11 protein-coding genes are annotated in these 19,159 nt (G+C 73.9%); all 11 read left to right on the top strand.

Annotated features, from left to right (window positions below):
* Nucleotides 1–4 precede the first annotated feature (4 nt).
* Entirely contained in the window at nucleotides 5–1,282 is a 1,278-nt protein-coding gene (locus AC07EG_RS21170; protein ID WP_478254845.1) for an MFS transporter, read from the top strand.
* Nucleotides 1,279–2,397, top strand: coding sequence for a GNAT family N-acetyltransferase (locus AC07EG_RS21165; protein ID WP_478254844.1), 1,119 nt, complete (start codon nucleotides 1,279–1,281; stop codon nucleotides 2,395–2,397). The genes AC07EG_RS21170 and AC07EG_RS21165 overlap by 4 nt, the downstream gene beginning before the upstream one ends.
* Nucleotides 2,398–2,421: 24 nt before the next feature.
* The gene (locus AC07EG_RS21160; protein WP_478254843.1) at nucleotides 2,422–3,387 is read left to right on the top strand and encodes a sulfotransferase family protein; all 966 of its coding nucleotides are present in this window, start codon (nucleotides 2,422–2,424) and stop codon (nucleotides 3,385–3,387) included.
* Nucleotides 3,384–4,703: an ATP-grasp domain-containing protein gene (locus AC07EG_RS21155; RefSeq protein ID WP_478254842.1), complete on the top strand. Its 1,320-nt coding sequence runs from the start codon at nucleotides 3,384–3,386 to the stop codon at nucleotides 4,701–4,703. The genes AC07EG_RS21160 and AC07EG_RS21155 overlap by 4 nt, the downstream gene beginning before the upstream one ends.
* A gap of 9 nt (nucleotides 4,704–4,712) precedes the next feature.
* A complete protein-coding gene (locus AC07EG_RS21150) occupies nucleotides 4,713–4,973 on the top strand; it encodes a YciI family protein (RefSeq protein ID WP_478254841.1) in 261 nt (86 codons plus the stop codon).
* A 193-nt stretch (nucleotides 4,974–5,166) separates the two neighbouring features.
* On the top strand, nucleotides 5,167–6,402 hold the full coding sequence (locus AC07EG_RS21145; protein WP_478254840.1) for an MFS transporter: 1,236 nt from the start codon (nucleotides 5,167–5,169) through the stop codon (nucleotides 6,400–6,402).
* Nucleotides 6,399–9,263, top strand: a complete 2,865-nt coding sequence (locus tag AC07EG_RS21140; RefSeq protein ID WP_478254839.1) for a type I polyketide synthase — start codon at nucleotides 6,399–6,401, stop codon at nucleotides 9,261–9,263. The genes AC07EG_RS21145 and AC07EG_RS21140 overlap by 4 nt, the downstream gene beginning before the upstream one ends.
* Nucleotides 9,260–14,059 (top strand): amino acid adenylation domain-containing protein, encoded by a 4,800-nt coding sequence (locus AC07EG_RS21135; protein ID WP_478254838.1) that lies wholly within the window; start codon nucleotides 9,260–9,262, stop codon nucleotides 14,057–14,059. The genes AC07EG_RS21140 and AC07EG_RS21135 overlap by 4 nt, the downstream gene beginning before the upstream one ends.
* A 13-nt stretch (nucleotides 14,060–14,072) precedes the next feature.
* Complete coding sequence (locus AC07EG_RS21130; RefSeq protein ID WP_478254837.1) at nucleotides 14,073–15,092, top strand: MupA/Atu3671 family FMN-dependent luciferase-like monooxygenase; 1,020 nt, start codon at nucleotides 14,073–14,075, stop codon at nucleotides 15,090–15,092.
* Nucleotides 15,093–15,113: 21 nt separating this feature from the next.
* Complete coding sequence (locus AC07EG_RS21125; protein WP_478254836.1) at nucleotides 15,114–15,305, top strand: MbtH family protein; 192 nt, start codon at nucleotides 15,114–15,116, stop codon at nucleotides 15,303–15,305.
* A complete protein-coding gene (locus AC07EG_RS21120; RefSeq protein ID WP_478254835.1) occupies nucleotides 15,305–19,126 on the top strand; it encodes a non-ribosomal peptide synthetase in 3,822 nt (1,273 codons plus the stop codon). Before AC07EG_RS21125 ends, AC07EG_RS21120 begins: the two co-directional genes overlap by 1 nt.
* The last annotated feature ends 33 nt before the right edge of the window (nucleotides 19,127–19,159 follow it).

Here is a 19,159-nt window from a genome sequence, read left to right as displayed (position 1 = left end):
AGCGTTGACAGAACGGACCATCGAGCGCGCGCCGCTCCGGCGCTCACCCGCCTTCGGCCTGCTCTTCGCCGGTGACCTCGGCGCGCGGCTCGGTTACCAGATCAGCGTTTTCCTCCTGCCGCTGATCGTGGTCACCGTGCTCGACGGCAGCGCGACCGCCGTCGGGCTGGTGTCGGCCTCGCAGTTCGTGCCGATCCTGCTGCTGTCGCTGGCGGTCGGGGCGTGGACGCACCGGCTGCCGCTGCGGCGGCTGCTGGCGCTGAGCAACCTGGTGCGGGGGCTGGCCTTCCTCTGCCTCGGCGCGCTGCACGCCGCGGGCGGGCTGGTGTTCTGGCAACTGCTGGTGGTCGCGGTGGTGATCGGCGCGGTCACCGTGTGCTACGACATCGGGTTGCAGGTGGCCGTGCCCCGGTTCTTCAGCGGGCCGCGGCTGGTGTCGGTGAACGGGTTCCTGCAGGCGAGCACGTCGGTGAGCCAGATGGCGGGTCCGGCGGTGGCGGGTTTCCTCGCCCAGCAGGCCGGGATCTCCCTCGCCGCGGTGCTCACCGGCGGGCTGCTCTGCGTCGCCGCGGCGTTGTTCGCCTGCCTGCGCCCGGACGAGCTCGGGCCCCGGCCGGGGTCGCGCATCGGCACCACCATCCGCACCGGGCTGAAGTTCACCTGGGGCTGCCGCCCGATCCGCGACCTGTGCACGCAGTCGGCCCTGTTCAACCTCCACGAGCAGGCGTTTCTCACCGTGTTCCTGGTCTTCGGGGTGCGCACGCTCGGCCTGTCCGGCGGGCTGGTCGGCACGCTGATCGGGCTGGGCAGCATCGGCGCCATCGCCGGTTCGCTGCTGGCCGGGCGGGTGGGGCGGCGGCTGCACCTCGGGCTGACCCTGACCGCCTCGATCTCCGTCGCGGCCGCCGGGCTGCTGCTGGTGCCGGTGTTCGCCGCGGTCACCGGCGGCACGGCCCTGCTGCTCGGCATCGGGTTCGTGGTGAACGGGCTGGCGCTGGCGAGCTACAACGTCCTGGCCATCACGCTGCGCCAGGAGATCCCGCCGCCGGAACTGCTCGGTTCGGTGACCGCCAGCTACCGCATCGCCGCGTTCGGCACGATGCCGCTGGGAGCGCTGGCCGGCGGGCTGCTGGCCGACCACGCCGGTCCGGGGGCCGCGCTGTGGATCGTGTCCTGCTCGCTGACGCTGACCTCACTGCTGTTGTTCTTCTCCCCGCTCCGGCGTGCCCGCGACCTCGAGCACGCCAGGGCACTGGCTCCGGTCCGGTCGGAGGGCGCATGATCCACTCGAGCATCACCGAACTGGCCGCCGCCGACTGGAACCGGCTGGCCGCCGGGCGGTTGCCGGACCTCGGCCACGCCTACCTGGCCTTCCGCGAGCAGCGGGAACCGGGCGCGCCCGTGGTGGTCACCGTGCCGGGTGGTGCGGTGCACGGGACCCGCGCCACCGGGACCAGCGGCCTGTTCAGCCACCCGTGGAAGATGCTGACCGGGGAACAGTTCCTCCGTGACGCCGGGGCGGACGCGCGTGCCGAGCACGAACGGCTCATCGCGGCGGCCGAACCGGCGCGGCTCGCGCTGGACGGCGCGGTGGTCGTCCGGGCCTACGACACCAGCGACCTGCTGCTCGACGACGCCGCGTCCGGAGACACGGCGCGGGCGCTGCTCGATGAGCTGCAGGGAACCGGTGACACGGTGGTTTTCCCGTTCGTGCGGCCGGAGGACGAGGTGCTGCGGGAGGCGCTGGCCGACCGCGGTTTCCGCGGTGGCCGCCTGACCGCTGCCTCCACGGTGGACACCAGCGGGGTGGCCGGGTACGAGGAGTTCCTGGCCGCGCTGCCCAGCCAGGTGCGCCGCCACTACCGGCGGGCCGAACGGGAACTGGCCGGTGACGTGACCGTGGCCGAGGTGCCGCTGCTGCCGAACCTCGGCCGGATCGCCGAGCTGGAGGTGGCGACCACGGTCAAGAACGGTGGCACGGCGGAGGTTCCGGCGGTCCGGGCGGCCAGGGAACGCCAGGCCGAGCTGATGCCGGGCGAACTGCGCGTGGTCGCCGCGTCGCGGGACGGCGAGATCCTGGCCTGCTCGGTGCAGATCGCCGGGCCCGGCGGCTGCTGCCTGCTGGCCTACGGCTGCGACTACGCCGCGGCGGGTGGCAGTTTCGCCTACCACTACCTGATGTTCAACGAGCCGGTCGCGCACTGCGTGGCACACGGCATCCCCGCCTACCGCCTCGGTTTCGAGGCGTTCGTGCCCAAGCGGCAGCGCGGGGCCGGGGTGCGGCGGCGGGAGATGTGGCTGTGGTCGCCCGATGACGGGGCACTGGACGCCGCGGCCGGCCTGCTCGACTTCCTCACCGGGGTGAACGACGACCACCTCGGTGCTTTCGGAGCTTGAACCACGAGGAAACGGAGTGATCCTATGGCAAAGGCACCGCGCACGATGGTGATCTCGCTGCAGAAGGCGGGCACGCACCTGATGCAGGGGCTGATGGTGGAACTCGGTTACAAGATGGCCGGGGTGCCGCGGCCCGACCCGCGCAACGTGCCCGAGTTCGACGACGAGCAGCGGCGGCGGATCGCCCAGCTCACGCTGTCCAAAACGGACTACGACGAACTGCTGGAGCTGCAGGGCACCCCGGAGTTCGCCGAGCGCACCCAGGCGGCCTGGACGGCGCTGGGCTGGAGCTGGCAGGGCAGGCTCGGGCAGCGGGTGGTCACCCGCTACGGGCAGACCAGGGTGGACCACGCGGAGAGCCTGATCACCAATCCGGAGATCGCCTACAGCCGGTTCGACGAGACCCCGCCGGGGCTGTGCTGGATCTTCCACGAACTCGACGTGAACAAGGTGGACGGGAACTTCCTGCGGGAGTGGGTGGACACCGGCAGCCCGCGGATGGTCTTCAACTACCGAGATCCCCGTGACACCCTGGTCTCGATGATCAACTTCCTGGAGGGGCGCACGCGGGCCGGGTACGGCAACTTCTACGAGTTCGACGTCTTCAGCCGGATCCTGGCCAGCAAGCCGACCTGGGAGGAGAAGATCGAGTACGCCATCGCCGACGAGTCGTTCCTCGGCTGGGACCAGTACCGCAAGTCGCTGTGGCTGCTGCACCACCCCGACGTGTGCAAGGTCAGCTACGAGGACCTGGTCGGCCCGGACGGCGGCGGCTCCCGGCAGCGGCAGCTCGACGCGGTGGACCGGCTGCTGCGGCACATCGACTCGAACCTGGACACCGAGGAGGTCGCCGCCAAGGTGTACAACCCGGACTCGTGGAGCTTCTTCCGCGGCCAGACCGGGGCCTGGCGGGAGAAGTTCACCGAGCGGAACATCGCGCACTTCAACGAGGTCTTCGGGGACACCCTGACCCAGTTCGGGTACGAATGAGCGGCCCGGGAACGCCCGCGTTCGTGCTGCTCGGCGGACTGCGGGTGATCGTGCGCAACTGGCGGTACCTGACCGAACTGGACCGCCGGGGGCTGAAGGCACTGGTGATCACCTCGGAAGGCTGGCGGGCCGAGACGCTCGCCTGCCTGGACGCCACCGAGGGCACCGGCGCGCTGATCCACGACGCGGGTTTCGTCGAGGGCAGGGTGGAACTGGACGGCAGCTTCACCGCCGGGGTGATCGCCCAGGTCCACCGGTGGCAGGAGCGCTACCGGATCGCGGGGGTGTTCGCGGCGGGGGAGATGCTGGTCGAGCAGGCCGGGATCGTGGCCGACGCGCTCGGGCTGCCCTCGCCCGGCCTGCGCGCGGCCCGGATCTGCCGGAACAAGTACCTGCAGCGGTTCTACCTCCGGGAGCTGAGCCCGGCGGTGACCGTGGTCCCGGCGGCCGAGCGCGCTTCGCTCGACCCCGCCGCGCTGAAGTACCCGCTGGTGCTCAAGCCCTCGGGCCGCCGGTCCAGTTCCGGGGTGCGCCAGATCGCCGGCGCCACCGAGCTCACCAGCTGCCTCGGTGACTACCTGCCCGCCGAGACGCTGCTGGTGGAGGAGTTGGTCACCGGGCCGGAGTACTCGGTGGAAGCGCTGGTGCAGCACGGGGAAGTGGTGTTCGAATCGCTGACCCTCAAGCACACCAACGAATCCGGTGCCGAGTCCTTCGTCGAACTCGGGCACAGCGTGCCGGCGCCGGAGGGGCCGGGCAACGCCGGCCTGCTGGCCGCCAACCGGGAAGTGGTCTCCCGGCTCGGCTTCGCCGACGGCGTGGTGCACAGCGAGTTCCGGCGCACCGGCACCGGCGAGGTGGTGCTGATGGAGGTCGCCGCCCGCACCCCCGGTGACGGCATCCTGCCGCTGTACCACCTGGCCACCGGTGCGCCGATGGAACCGGCGATCGTGCGGATCGCGCTGGGTGAACCGGCGGACTACCCGCCCGCGCGGCGGTTCGCCCGGCAGGTCTACCTGGAACACGAACCGGGGGTGCTGCGCTCGGTCGCGCTGGACTGGCCGGGGGTGGATCCGGTCTGGGTCGGCAAGGGCGAGTTCTGGCCCGAACTGACCCCGGGGGCGGCCGGGGACCCGCCCGCGCTGCGGGCGGTGCTCGTGCTGAAGGAACCGGGCAGCGTGCTCGGCCCGCTCCGGGAGTCCGACGACCGGGCGGTCACCTTCCTGATCGACGCCCCTTCGGTGACCGAACTGGACGAACTGGAGGCCAGGGTGCGGGCGCGGGTTGAGATTGTGGTGGACCCGGTGGCTCACTAGCCTGGGCTGATGTTCGTTCTTGAGCTGGAATTCGACGACGACGAACGGCGGCTCGCCGCCCGGCCCGCGCACCGCGAGCAGCTGACCCGGCTGCACGCCGAGGGCCTGCTGAAACTGGCCGGCCCGTGGGCCGACGATTCCGGGGCGATGCTCGTGTTCGACACCGACGAAGCGGGTGTCCGCCGCATCATGGCGGAGGATCCCTACTATTCGGTGCCCGGTGTGCGGGTGGCCTCGCTGCGGGAGTGGAAGCCCATCGCCGGCGTCTGAGCACCCGGTCCACCGGCGCCCTCCGTCCTCTGTGGACGGAGGGCGCCTTTCTGTTTCGGTCAGTGGCAATCCGGCGAACGGCGGTCACCTGGACAGCCGATTCACCAGGACCCCCGGCGGTGCCAGAATTCTGGCCTGGGCCCCTTTTTTCCCGGATTCACCGGAATGGCCCGAGACCATCGAGGTGCGGCGGTTGACAGGCATCGGAGCGGATTCGCGGAGCCGGTCGGCGTACCGGGATCTGTTCGCCGGGCCCGGGGTGCGGCTGCTCTTCGCGCTCGGCGTGCTCGGCCGGACCCCCGGCGGCATGATCGTGCTGCTGATCGTGCTGGTGCTGCAGGAGAGCACCGGTGGTTACACGGTGGCCGGTCAGGTCGGCGGCGCGCTCGCGGCCGGGCTCGGCGTGCTCACCCCGTTCCGGGCCCGGCTGGTCGACCGCCGGGGTGCCCGGCCGGTGCTGGTCTCCAGCGGGATCTCCCACGCGCTGGCGCTGGCGGTGCTGTGGCCGCTGGCGGAAGTGGGCGCCCCGGTGCCGCTGCTGGTGCTGACCGGGCTGGTGATCGGCGCGACCATGCCGCCGACCGGGGTGGTGATGCGCTCGGCGTGGAGCAGGCTGCTGCCGGACGAGCGCCGCCGCCGGGCCGCCTTCTCGGCGGAGTCGCTGGCGGTGCAGAGCACGCTGCTGGCCGGGCCGCTGCTGGTGTCCGCGGCGACGGTGACCGTCGGCGCGGGCGTGGGGCTGCTGGTGTGCTCCGCGCTGACGCTGCTCAGCTCGCTGGCCCTGGCGTTGTCCCCGCGGCTGACCGAGGTGATGCGCCCGGTGCCGGAGGCGGGCGGGGCGCACTGGGCCGGTGCCTTGCGCACCCGGGCGGTGTGGTTGTCGCTGCCCGGCGGGTTCGCCCTGTTCGCCGCGATCACCGCGCTGGAGATCGCCGCCGCCGGGCAGGCGGTGGAGCGCTCGGCGGCGTGGGCCGCGGGCTGGCTGATCGCCGGGTTCGCCGTCGGCGGCATCGGCGGCGGGCTGGTCTGGGGCTGGCGGTCGTGGCCGGGCAGGCTGGCCTGGCAGCTGGTGGCCATGCACGCCTTCTTCGCGGTGGTGGTGGCGGTGCTCGCGCTCGACCTGCCGCTGCCCGCGGTGGCGGCGCTGCTGTTCGCCGCCGGGGTGGTCGCCCCGCCGGCGATGACCGCGCAGTTCAGCCTGCTCGACGCGGTGGTCCCGCGCGGGGTGCTGACCGAATCCTTCGGCTGGCTCAGTTCCGCGCGGCAGGCGGGTTCGGCGGTCGCCGCCGCGGCCACCGGCGTGGCCATCGACGCGCTCGGCCCACGCGGGGGCTGGCTGGTCGCGGTGGCCGCGGCACTGGTGGCCGCCCTCGCCTCGGCCGCCCTGCACCGGACCGAAGACGCCGCTCGGAAAGGGGAACCGGCGTGACCGATCTCGAGGACGCGATCGCCGTCGTCGGCTTCGCCTGCCGGTTCCCCGGCGCGGATTCGGCGGCGGAGTTCTGGGAGAACCTGAAGGCCGGGCGCAGTTCGCTGACCCGGTTCGGCGAGGAGGAACTGCTGGCGGCCGGGGTGCCGCCGGAGCACGTCGGCCACCAGGACTACGTCCCGGTGCGCGGGGTGCTCGGCGCGGTCGAGGAGTTCGACGCGGAGTTGTTCGGCATGACCCCGCGTGAGGCGGAGCTGACCGACCCGCAGCAGCGGCTGCTGCTCGAATGCGCCCGCACCGCCCTGGAATCGGCGGGCTACCCGCCGGAATCGTGCCCCGGCCGGGTCGGTGTCTACGTCGGCTCCTCGGCGAGCACCTACCTCACGCACCACGTGCTCCCGTCCGGCATCGAGGCCGAAGTCGGCGAGCTGGCCGTGCGCATGGGCACCGACAGCACCTTCCTGGCCACCCGCGTGGCCTACCTGCTCGGCCTGCGCGGTCCGGCGCTGACCGTGCAGACCGCCTGCTCCACCTCGCTGGTGGCGGTGCACCTGGCCGGGCAGGCGCTGCTGTGCGGGGAGGCCGACCTCGCGCTCGCCGGTGGGGCGTCGATCGCGTTGCCGCAGCTCGCCGGGCAGTGGCACACCCCGAACGGCATCATCTCGGCGAGCGGCCGGTTGCGCAGCTTCGACGCCGACGCCGACGGCACGGTCGGCGGCAACGGGGGAGCGGTGGTGCTGCTCAAACGGGCCGAGGCGGCGCTGGCCGACGGTGACCCGATCCACGCGCTGATCCGCGGCTCGGCGGTGAACAACGACGGCGGGGCGAAGCTCGGCTTCACCGCACCGGCCGCCGACGGCCAGGCCGAGGTGATCGCGCTGGCGCACCAGGTCGCCGGGGTCGGCCCCGACGAGATCACCTACGTCGAAGCCCACGCCACCGGCACCGAACTGGGTGACCCGGTGGAGGTGGCCGCGCTGACCGCGGCCTTCCGGCGGGGCACCGGCCGGACCGGGTACTGCGCGCTGGGCTCGGTGAAGCCGAACATCGGCCACCTCGACGCCGCGGCCGGGATCGCCGGCCTGCTCAAGGCGGTGCTGTCGCTGCGGGAGGAGGTGATCCCGCCGACGATCGAGTTCGAACGCCCCAATCCGCACCTCCCGCTCGCCGGTTCCCCGTTCGTGGTCAACGCCAAGCTGGCGTCGTGGCCGCGGGTGCCCGGTGCGCCGCGCCGGTGCGGGGTCAGCTCGTTCGGCCTCGGCGGCACCAACGCCCACGTGGTGCTGGAGGAAGCCCCGGTGGCGGTGCCCACGCCGGAGGGGGAGCGGCCGGTGGTCCTGCCGCTCTCGGCCCGCTCGGAACGCGCGCTCGGCGCGCTCGCCAAGGCGACCACCGCGGCGCTGCCGCCGTTGCCCGACGCCGCGTTCACCCTGCAGACCGGGCGCACCGGATTCGGCCACCGGGCCGCGGTGGTGGCCGTTCCCGGTGACCCGGCGGCGGAGCTGCACGCCCGCCTGATCACCGCCGCGCGGCCACCCCGCGAAGTGCGCGAGGTGGTGTTCCTGTTCCCCGGGCAGGGCACCTTCCGCCCCGGGATGCTCGCCGAACTCGGCGAGCACTCGGCGACCGTCTCGTCCATCGTGGAGCGCAGCAGCGCGGTCCTCGGTGAACCGGCGCTCACCGCGGTCCTGCGCGACCCGGCCGCCGAGGCGCCGTCGTGGCTGACCCAGGTGGCGTTGTTCGTCACCGGCTACGCGCTGGCGAAGCGGCTGGCCGAAGGCGGGGTCGAGCCGACCGCCGTGCTGGGCCACAGCCTCGGTGAGTACACCGCCGCCTGCGTGGCGGGCGGTGTGTCCTTCGACGAGGGGCTCACGCTGGTGGCACGGCGGGCCAGGGCGATGGCGGCCACCCCGGCCGGGGCCATGCTCGCCGTGGCCGCCTCCGAACGCCGGGTGCGTGCCCTGCTGGACGGTGCCGCGTGGATCAGCGGGGTGCACGGGCCGGAGGCCGTGGTGGTGGCCGGCACACCGGAGGCGGTGCGGGCGCTGGGCCCGCGGCTGGCCGCCGAGGGCATCGCCACCGTGGACCTCAAGGTCGAGCACGCCTTCCACACCCCGCTGATCGAACCGGCGCTCGCCGGACTGCGGGCCGCCGCCGAAGCGGTCACCTGGCAGCCGCTGACCCTGCCGCTGTTCACCAACCTCACCGGGAAACCGCTGCCCGCGGGCACCCGGCTCGACGCCGCGCACTGGGTGGACCAGGCCGGGGCACCGGTCCGGCTGGCCGACGCCGTGGCCGGGGCGCTCGACCTGCCCGACCCGGTGCTGCTCGAACTCGGCCCGGGGCAGGTGCTGACCGACGTGGTGCGGCAACTGGGCGGCACCGGTGATCCCGCCGTGTTCCCGGTCGGGCGCAAGACCCGCGCGGGCGTGGTGCGGGAACGCGACCTGCTCGGTGTGGTGGCCGGGTACTGGACCGCGGGCGGGCGGCTCGACTGGGCGGCCTTCCGCACCGGCGAAGGCCGCCGGGTACCCATGGCGACCTACCCCTACCAGCGGGAACGCCACTGGATCGACGCCGGTGCGGTCCCGGTGGCCCAGCCGGTGGTGGTGGCCGAGCCGCGTGAGGCGGCCGACGCGGACGAAATCACCGCGGCGGTGCGGCAGATCTGGGTCGAGCTGATCGGCCACGACCGGTTCTCGCTCACGGACAACTTCCTCGACCTCGGCGGCAACTCGCTGACCGCGGTGCAGATGCTGACCCGGCTCCGCGACCGCTTCGGCGTCAAGCTCTCCCTGCACTCGCTGTTCGACCGCCCGACCGTGACCGGCATCGCCGGGCTCGTGGCGGCGGCCGGATGAGCACCACGGTCGCCGCGCTGGTGATCGCGCAGGCCGCGCGGGCACCGGAGCGGACCGCGGTGTCCGGCGGCGGGCGCCGGATCAGCTACGGCGAACTGGACCGGGCCGCCGCCCGGATCACCGGCGCGCTGCGCCACCGCGGGATCGGCCCGGACCAGCTCGTCGGTGTGTGCCTGCGCCGGTCGGCCGGCCTGCCCGCGGTCCTGCTCGGTGTCCTCCGCGCCGGAGCCGCCTACCTGCCGCTGGACCCGGCGTACCCACCGGACCGGCTGCGGGCGATGGTCGCCGACGCCCACCCGGCGGTGGTGCTCACCACGGCCGCCGACCGGGCCGTGCTCGACGACGCCGTGCCCGATACCGCCGTGCTGGTGCTGGGCGAACTCGACGCCGATCCGGCCGAACCCGTTGCCGTACCCGGGGACGCGCTCGCCTACGTCATGTACACCTCGGGCTCCACCGGACGCCCGCACGGGGTCGCCGTACCGCACCGCGCCGTGGTCAACCTGGTCACCGGCGACTGCACCCGGTTCGGCGCGGACGAGGTGTTCCTGCACGCCGCGCCCCTGGCCTTCGACGCCTCCACCTTCGAGATCTGGGGCGCATTGGCCCACGGTGCCCGCGTGGCGGTCCTGCCGGACGGCCAGGCCGGGCCCGCCGAGATCGAGGCGGTCATCGAAGCCGAAGGGGTCACCACGGCCTGGCTGACGGCCAGCCTGTTCCACCTGGTGGTGCGTGAACGGCCGGGTGCGCTCCGCCCGCTGCGGCGGCTGCTGGCCGGGGGTGACGTGCTCTCGCCCGCCCTGGTCCGGCGGGCGATCCGGGCGATGCCGGACGGCACGCTGGTCAACGGCTACGGGCCGACCGAGGCGACCACGTTCACCACCTGCCACCGGCTGGACGGCGCCCCGGGACCGGTGCCGATCGGCACGCCGATCCGGGGTGCGGTGGGGTACGTGCTGGACGAAGCGCTGGCGAAGTGCCCGGCCGGGGTCGCCGGTGAGCTGTACGTGGCCGGTGCCGGGCTGGCCCGCGGTTACCTCGGCGAACCGGCGCTGACCGCGCGGCGCTTCCGGCCCGATCCCTTCGGTGCGCCCGGCACCCGCATGTACCGCACCGGCGATCGGGCGCGGTGGCGGGCGGACGGGACGCTCGAGTTCCTCGGCCGGATCGACGACCAGGTCAAGATCCGCGGCTTCCGGATCGAAACCGGGGCGGTCGCCGCCGCCCTGCGTGCGGTGGACGACGTGGAGGAAGCCGTGGTGACCACGGTGGTGGACGCCTCGGGCGAGCGCGCGCTGGCCGGCTACGTCACCCTCCGCCGCGGCAGCCGGGTCAGCGGCCGGGACATCCGGCGGCAGCTGGCCGGGCGGCTGCCGGAGTTCGAGGTCCCCGCCGGTGTCACCGTTTTGGACCGGCTGCCGATGACGGCCAACGGCAAGGTGGACCGCGCCGCCCTGCCGGAACCGGCGCCCGCCGCCGGCCGCGACCCGGAAACCCCGGCCGAGCACCGGGTGGCGGCGGCGTTCGCCGGGATCGCCCCGGTCAGCCTGGACGACGGCTTCTTCGACCTCGGCATCGACTCGGTGCAGCTGATGCGCGTGGCCGCCAGGCTGGGCGTGCCGCTGCGGGAGGTCCTCGCCGCCGGAACGGGGGCCGCGCTGGCGGAACGGCTGCCGGAGCGGGGCGGTGCCGAGCCGATCCCGGTGGCCGGACCCGGGCCCGCCCGGCTCTCCTCGGCCCAGACCCGGCTGTGGGTGCTCGACCAGCTGGGCGACGGGGGCCTCGCGTACTCGGTGCCGATGGTGCACCGGCTGCACGGCCCGCTCGACGTCGGCGCGCTCGGCTGGGCGTGCACCGAACTGGTGCGGCGGCACGAATCACTGCGCACCGTTTTTCCCGCCGAAAACGGGATTCCGGTGCAGCGGGTGCTCGCTCCGCCGGAAACCGTGCTGCGAATCGGTGAATCCACTGTGGACGAACCATTCGACCTGGCCGGAGGACCGTTGTTCCGCGTGTCGCTGACGCCGGTCGGGCCGGAGGAGCACGTGCTGGTGTGCGTGGCGCACCACATCGTGGTCGACGGCTGGTCGATGGGCATCCTGCGGCGCGAACTCGGCGAGCTGTACCGCGCGAGGGTCGAGGAACGGGAACCCCGGCTGCCCCGCCTTCCCCTGCGGTACCGGGATTTCGCGGAATGGGAGCAGGCGGACCCCGATCCCGCGCTGGCCGGGTTCTGGCGGGCGGAACTCGGCGGTGTGCCCGCCGGGGAACTGCCCGCCGAGCACGCCAGGCCCGCGGTGCTCAGCCAGCGTGGTGACAGCTTCGAGACCGAACTCCCGGCCGAGCTGGCCGTGGCGCTGCGCCAGTTCGCCGCCGCGCACGGCACCACGGTGTTCCTGGTCGCGCTGGCCGCCTTCCAGGCACTGCTGGCGCGGTACAGCGGGCAGCGCGACTTCGCCGTCGGCGTACCGGTGGCCGGTCGTGCCCGCGCCGAACTCGACGGTGTGGTCGGCTTTTTCGTCAACACGCTGGCGTTCCGGGCGCGCCTGCACGGCGACCCCTCGTTCGGCGAGGTGCTGGCACGGGTGAAGCGGACGGCGGCGGCCGTGTTCGCCCACCAGGAGTTGCCGTTCGAGCGGCTGGTGGACCTGCTCGCGGTGCCGCGTGGCCTGGACCGCCACCCGCTGGTGCAGGTCTTCTTCGCCGGGCAGAACACACCCGGCGGGGAACTGGAGTTGCCGGGGGTCCGCGTTTCGCGCGAGTCGCCCGGGGTGACCGGGAGCAAGTTCGACCTGGCGCTGTCCGTTGAGGACACCGCACGCGACCGGCTGGTCCTGCTCGCCGAATTCAGCCTCGACCTGTTCACGCCGGGAACCGTCCGCCTGCTCGTCGAGCGGTACCAGGCGGTGCTCGCCGCGGTGGTGGCCGATCCGGGGGTGACGCTGTCCCGGTTGCCGCTGGCCGGATCCGGCCGGGTGGGGCCGGCGGTGACCCTGCCCGCTTCGAGCGTGCAGGCGGCCGTGGCCCGGCAGGCACCCGAGGCCGTCGCGCTCTCGTGCGGGAACCAGCGGCTGACCTACCGCGAGGTGAACGACCGGGCCGAGCACCTGGCCCGCCTGCTGGTGCGGCGGGGCGCCGGTCCGGAACGCCTGGTCGGCGTCTGCGCGGAACGCGGGCTCGACCTGCCGGTGTTGCTGCTGGCCGTGTTGAAGTCCGGCGCCGCGTACCTGCCACTGGACCCGGCGTTGCCCGCCGAGCGGTTGCACCGGATCGTCGCCGACGCCCGTCCGGTCGTGGTGCTGGGCACCCGGCCGACGGCGGACCGGGTGCCCGGCGCGGTGGCCGCCGAGGACCTGCGCGCCGAGGCGGCTCCGGCGGTTTCCCTGCCGCGGGACGGGCATCCGGACGCGCTGGCCTACGTCATGTACACCTCCGGTTCGACCGGGCGGCCGAAGGGCGTGGCGATCACGCACCGCGGGGTCCTGCGGCTGGCCGCCGACCGCTCGTGGGCCGAACCCGGGCCCGGTGAGGTGCTGTTCCAGCTGTCCCCGCCGTCGTTCGACATCGCCACACTGGAGATCTGGGGTGCGCTGGCCAACGGGGCCCGGCTCGCGGTGCTGCCGCCGGGTGCCGATCCGATCGCCGACGCCGCCGTGGAGATCGAGCGGGCCGGGGCCACCACCGTGGTGCTGGCGACCCCGCTGTTCCACGAGGTGGTCCACAGTGGACTCCATCGGCTGCGCGGGGTGCGCCGGTTGATGGTCGGCGGGGACGTGCTCTCCGCCGAGGCGGTCCGGCGGGCGCTGGCGGAACTGCCCGGCTGCCGCCTGTTCAACGGTTACGGCCCGACCGAGGGCACCACGCTGTCCACCGCCTACCCGATCGACCCGGCCGGGGTGCCCGCGCCGGTGCCGATCGGCGGCCCGGTGGGCGGCAGCACGGCGTACGTGCTCGACGACCGGTTCACCCCGGTCCCGCCGGGGGCGCCCGGCGAACTCTACCTCGGCGGGCCCGCCCTCGCCCGGGGTTACCTGGGCGCACCGGCGGCCACCGCGGCGAGGTTCGTGCCCGATCCGTTCGGCGCGCCGGGTTCGCGGCTGTACCGGACCGGGGACCGCGCCCGCTTCCGGTCCGACGGGGCGCTGGAGTTCCTCGGCCGCGCCGACCACCAGGTCAAGCTCCGCGGGTTCCGGGTGGAACTGGAGGAGATCGAAGCGGTGCTGCGTGAACTGGACCACGTCCGGGAGGCGGTGGTCACCCTGCTCGGCGACGATCCGGTCAGCCGCAGGCTGGTCGCCTCGGTCACCGGGGAGGTCACCGGGGACCTGCGGGCGCCACTCGCCGAACGGCTGCCCGCGTACATGGTCCCGGCCCGGATCACCGTGGTGCCGGACCTGCCGCACACGGCCGCGGGCAAACCGGACCGGCGGGCGATCGCGGCACGGGAGGCCGCCGTGGCCGAAGCACCGCGGCCGGGGAGCACCCACCTGGACGAGGTCGAGTCGATCGTGGCGCGGGTGTGGGCCGGGGTGCTGGACCACGCGCCCGCCGGTGCCGAGGACAACTTCTTCGACGCCGGCGGCAATTCGCTGCTGCTGGCCAGGGTGCGCAGCGAGCTGAGCGACCGCTTCGGCCGGGACGTGCCGATGGTCGAACTGCTCCGCCACCCGACCATCGCCGCCCTGGCCCGGTACCTGCGCGGGACGGCGGAAACCCGGGCCACCCCGGAGGCGGCCGGGGCGCGGGCGCGGATGAGACGGCAGCGCGCCCGGCGCACCGCCGGGATCGCGGACTGAGGAAGGGAACGCGGTGGACTTCAGCCTGTTCTACTTCGCCGACGACGCCGGTGCCGGAGGCGACCGGTACCGGCTGCTGCTCGAAGGCGCCCGGTTCGCCGACGAGCACGACTTCACCGCCGTGTGGACCCCCGAACGGCACTTCGACACCTTCGGCGGTGCCTATCCGAACCCGGCGGTGACCGGGGCCGCGCTGGCGGCGGTGACCAAGCGGGTCGGCATCCGGGCGGGCAGCGTGGTCGCCCCGCTGCACCCGGCGGTGCGCATCGCCGAGGACTGGGCCGTGGTGGACAACCTCTCCGGCGGGCGGGCCGGGATCGCGCTGGCGTCGGGCTGGCACGCGGTGGACTTCGCCATCCGGCCGGAGGCGTACGCCGGACGGCGGCAGGCGCTGGCCGAAACCATCGAGGCGCTGCGGCGGCTCTGGCGCCTCGACCACGTCGAACTGGCCGACGGCACCGGCAAACCGGTCCGGGTGCGCATCTTCCCGCCGCCGGTGCGGGCCGAACTGCCGATGTGGCTGAGCACCGCGGGCAACGTGGACAGCTTCCGGCTCGCCGGGAAGCTCGGCGTCGGCGTGCTGACCACGCTGATCGGGCACGACATCCCGGAACTGGGCGGCAAGATCACCGCCTACCGCGAGGCCCACGCCGCCGCGCACGGCGGGCCGGGGCACGTGGTGGTGATGGCCCACACCTGCCTCGGTGCCGACCGGGACGAGGTGCGTGAACTCGTGCGCGAGCCGTTCACCGGCTACCTGGCCAAGTCGGCATCGCTGGTGCTGCGCGGCATCGACCTGGACCAGCTCGACGAGGAGGACCTGGCGTTCCTGGCCGGTCGCGCGTTCGAGCGGTACTTCGACGACGCCGGGCTGTTCGGCACGGTGACCGACGGCCTGCGTGTGGTGGCCGAGCTGGCCGGGGCCGGGGTCGACGAGGTGGCCTGCCTGATCGACTTCCTCGCCGACGCCGATGCCGCCCTGGCCGGCCTGCCCCACCTCGACCAGCTCCGGCTGGCCTGGCACGAGCGCTGACCCACGCGAAGGAGGAGCGTCATGGCCGAATACCGGGTGGTTGTCAACGACGAGGAGCAGTACTCGATCTGGCCCGAGTCGGTGCCGCTGCCCGACGGCTGGCGGCCGGAGGGGGTGCGTGGCCCGGAACAGGTGTGCCTGGACCACATCGAGCGGGTGTGGACCGACCTGCGCCCGCTGAGCCTGCGCCGGTGGCTGGACGGTGAGCGCTGATGGGCGCCCCGCTGTCGCACGCCCAGCAGCGGCTGTGGTTCCTCGACCGGCTCGAACCCGGCGGCCTGCAGTACCTGGTCCCGTGGGCCTGGCGGCTGGCCGGGCCGCTGGACCCCGCCCGGCTGGCCCAGGCGCTGCGCGTGGTGGTGGCCAGGCACGAGATCCTGCGCACCCGGTTCGCCGACAACGGCGGCACGCCGGTGCAGCTGGTCGACGACCGGGTCGAGGTCGAACTGCCGGTGTTCGAGACCACGGCGTGGCGCATCGACGAGTACGCCGCCGATCTGCTGGCCGAGCCGTTCGACCTGACCACGGCCCCGCTGTGGCGGGCGGCCGTGCTGCGGCTGGCACCGGAGGAGCACGTGTTCATCACCGTGTGGCACCACGCGGTGATCGACGCCTGGTCGGCCGGGGTGCTGCTGCGGGAGATGAGCGCGGCCTACCGCGCGGCCGCGGCCGGGGTCGAGCCGGACCTGCCACCGCTGGACTTCCAGTACCGCGACTACGCCGTGGCGCAGCGGAAGCGGCTGACCGGGCCGCGGGCGGCCGGGCAACTGGAGTTCTGGCGCAGAACCCTGGCCGGGGTGCCGCCGCTGGACCTGCCTACCGACCGGCCACGCGGGCGCACCCGGTCGACGGCGGGGGCCGCGGTCCCGTTCAGCGTGCCGCCGGTGGTCGCCGAAGGGCTGCTCGAGCTGGCCCGCGAGCGCCGGGTGACGTTGTTCATGGTGCTGCTGGCCGCCTTCCAGGTGCTGCTGGCACGGCACTCCGGGCAGTACGACGTGGCCGTGGGCACGCCGCTGGCGAACCGCAACCACGCCGAAACCGAGCCGCTGATCGGGTTCTTCCTCAACACCCTGGTGCTGCGCGGGGACGTCTCCGGCGACCCGACCTTCGCCGGACTGCTGCAGCGGGTCCGTGAAACCACGCTCACCGCCTACGACAACGAGGACCTGCCGTTCGAGCAGCTGGTGGAGGACCTGCGGCCGGAGCGCGACCTGGCCAGGACCCCGTTGTTCCAGGCCATGTTCCTGGTCAACAACGTCCGCGAGCTGGAGTGGGACCTGCCCGGCATCCGGGCCGAGGAGTACCCGCTGCTGGCCGGGCGCGCCAAGTTCGACCTGACCCTGGCCTTCCGGGAGGGCGGGGAGCGGCTGGACGGGTTCATCCGCTACAGCACCGCGTTGTTCGACCGGGACCGGATCGAGCGGATGGCCGGGCACCTGCAGCACCTGCTGGCCGCGGTGGTGGTGGACGCCGACGTCCCGATCTCCCGCCTGCCGCTGCTCGGGGTGGCCGAACGCCAGCAACTGGTCGAGGAGTGGAACGACACCGCCTCGGCCGCACCACCGGCCGAAGCCGCGCACGAACTGGTCGAAACCCGTGCCGCGGAACGGCCCGGCGCGATCGCCGTCGCCGAAGCGGACGGGCCGAGCCTGACCTACGGTGAGCTGGACGAGCGGGCGAACCAGCTCGCCCGGCACCTGCTGGACCGGGGAGCCGGACCGGAAACCGTGATCGGCATCCAGCTGCCGCCGTCGATCCGGGCGGTCGTGGCCGTGCTCGCCGTGCTGAAATCCGGAGCCGCCTACGTGGCGCTGGATCCGGCGCTCCCGGCGGCCCGCCGGGAATTCCTGCTGCGGGACACCGACGCCGTCCTGGTGGTCACCGACCGGCCCGCCGAGGTGCCGGAAGCCTGGGCGGACCGGGTGGTCGGCCCCGAGGCGCACACCGGCCTGCCGGCGAGCAGCCCGGCACGGCCCGTGCACCCCGACGGGCTCGCCTACGTCGCCTACACCTCCGGTTCCTCGGGCACGCCGAAGGGGGTGCAGGCCACCCATCGCGGGGTCGCCACCCACCTCCGGTTCCTGCGGCGGGAATACCGGCTCGGCCCGGACGACACCGCCGTCGCGCTCGCGGGCCTGGGGTTCGACGCGTCGGTGCGGGAGATCTTCGGCGCGCTGACCTCCGGTGCCCGGCTGGTCGTGCCGCCGGGGAAGGAACCGGCCCAGATCGTCCGGCTGCTCGAAACGACACGGGCGACGGTGCTGCTGAGCGTGGTGCCGTCGCTGCTCTACGAACTCGCCGCGGTACCGGTGGCCGCCGGCGCGCTCGACCGGCTCCGGCTGGTGCTGTGCGCGGGTGAGCGGCTGAGCGCGAACCGGCTGGCCGGGTGCCCGTGGCTGCGCGGCAAGGTGGTCAACCAGTTCGGGCCGACCGAGACCACGATGACCGCGACCCGGCTGCCGCTGCCCGCCGCCGACGGCCCCGCCTACCAGGTCGGCAGGCCCGCCGACGACGTCCGGGTCTACGTGGTGGACGCGGCGATGAACCCGTGCCCGGTGGGGGTGCCGGGGGAACTGCTGATCGGCGGTCCCGGCGTGGCGCGGGGTTACCGCGGGCGCCCGGCGGCCACCGCGGCGGCCTTCGTGCCGGACCCGTTCGGTGACGGTGAGACGGGCTCGTCGAGCGGTGGCCGGTTGTACCGGACCGGGGACCGGTGCCGGTGGTCGGCCGACGGGGTGCTGGAGTTCCTCGGCCGGGTCGACCACCAGGTCAAGGTACGCGGGGTGCGGGTGGAGCCGGGTGAGGTGGAGGCCAGGCTGACGGCGCACCCCGGGGTCGCCGAGGCCGTGGTGGTCGCGGGTGACACCGGCTTGGTCGCGTACGTGGTGCCGCGCGGGGAGCGACCGGTGGTCGGGGAGCTGCGGGCGTGGCTCGGCGAAACCCTGCCGGTGCAGTTCGTGCCGGGGCGGTTCGTGTTCGTCGACGCCGTTCCCCGCACGCCCAACGGGAAGGTGGACCGGTCGGCGTTGCCCGCGGCGGACGGGCAGCGCACGGCGGACGCGTTGTTCGCCGCGCCGCGCTCGGTCACCGAGGAGGTGGTCGCCGAGGTGTGGCGGCGGCAGCTGCGCATCGGCCGCATCGGGGTGTTCGACAACTTCTTCGAGCTGGGCGGGCATTCGCTGCTCGCCGGCCGGGTGGTGGCGAAACTGGCCGAAGCCGGGGTCCGGGTGCCGCTGCGGGCGTTGTTCGAGGCGCCGACGGTGGCCGGGGTGGCGGCGCGGGCCCTGGACGGGCCCGGCGTGCGCGGGCTCGTCGCGCTCAACGCCGCGGACTCGCCGGACGCGGTGTACTGCCTGCACGACGGGGCCGGGGAACTCATCGGTTACCGCGCGCTGGCCAAGGCGCTGGAACCGGACCGGGAAGCGGTCGGCGTGGCGTGGGACCCCGAACTGTGCCGTGGCGACGATCCGATCCGGACGCTGGCCGAGCACCACACCGAGCGCATCCGGGCACACCGGCCGGGCCCGTACACCGTGTGCGGCTGGTCGCTGGGCGGGGTGCTGGCCTACGAGGTCGCCGGGCGGCTGTGCCGGGCGGGGGAGCGGGCTGCGGCCGTGCTGATCGACGCCCCGGTGCCCGATCCGGAGTCCGCCGCCCAGCGCCAGGTGGACCAGGTGCTCGCCGGCCTGGTCGCGTGGAGCCGGCGCGCCACCGAACCCGATGCGGAGGTGCTGGCCGGGTTGCGTGAGCTCGGCGTCGGTGCCCCGGCGCTGGAGCTGGGCGGCAAGGAACTGCGCCTGCTGCTGGAGCGGATGACCGCGTTGCAGCGGGCCAAGCGGCGGTACCGGCCGGAGCCCACCGAGTTCCCGCTGCTGGTTCTGCGGGCGGAGAACAGCCACTGGCCGAGGGCGCAGTTCGACCGCTGGCGTGCGCTGGCGCCGGGTGCCGAGGTGCTGGAGGTGCCGGGAGATCATCTGTCCGTGCTGGACGAGGCGGTGGCCACGACGATCGCCGCGACGCTCGTGGGGCGCTGAACCGGGCTTCGAGGCTGTTCGGGACACCGGTTC

This window comes from Amycolatopsis sp. NPDC045836 (assembly GCF_056431745.1).
This window is presented reverse-complemented; position numbering and strand designations above follow the sequence as displayed.

Excerpts from the sequence above, each read along its gene's own strand:
- AC07EG_RS21165 (WP_478254844.1), top strand. The coding sequence starts at position 1,279 with ATGATCCACTCGAGCATCACCGAACTGGCCGCCGCCGACTGGAACCGG.
- AC07EG_RS21160 (WP_478254843.1), top strand. The coding sequence starts at position 2,422 with ATGGCAAAGGCACCGCGCACGATGGTGATCTCGCTGCAGAAGGCGGGC.
- AC07EG_RS21155 (WP_478254842.1), top strand. The coding sequence starts at position 3,384 with ATGAGCGGCCCGGGAACGCCCGCGTTCGTGCTGCTCGGCGGACTGCGG.
- AC07EG_RS21150 (WP_478254841.1), top strand. The coding sequence starts at position 4,713 with ATGTTCGTTCTTGAGCTGGAATTCGACGACGACGAACGGCGGCTCGCC.
- AC07EG_RS21135 (WP_478254838.1), top strand. The coding sequence starts at position 9,260 with ATGAGCACCACGGTCGCCGCGCTGGTGATCGCGCAGGCCGCGCGGGCA.
- AC07EG_RS21125 (WP_478254836.1), top strand. The coding sequence starts at position 15,114 with ATGGCCGAATACCGGGTGGTTGTCAACGACGAGGAGCAGTACTCGATC.
- AC07EG_RS21120 (WP_478254835.1), top strand. The coding sequence starts at position 15,305 with ATGGGCGCCCCGCTGTCGCACGCCCAGCAGCGGCTGTGGTTCCTCGAC.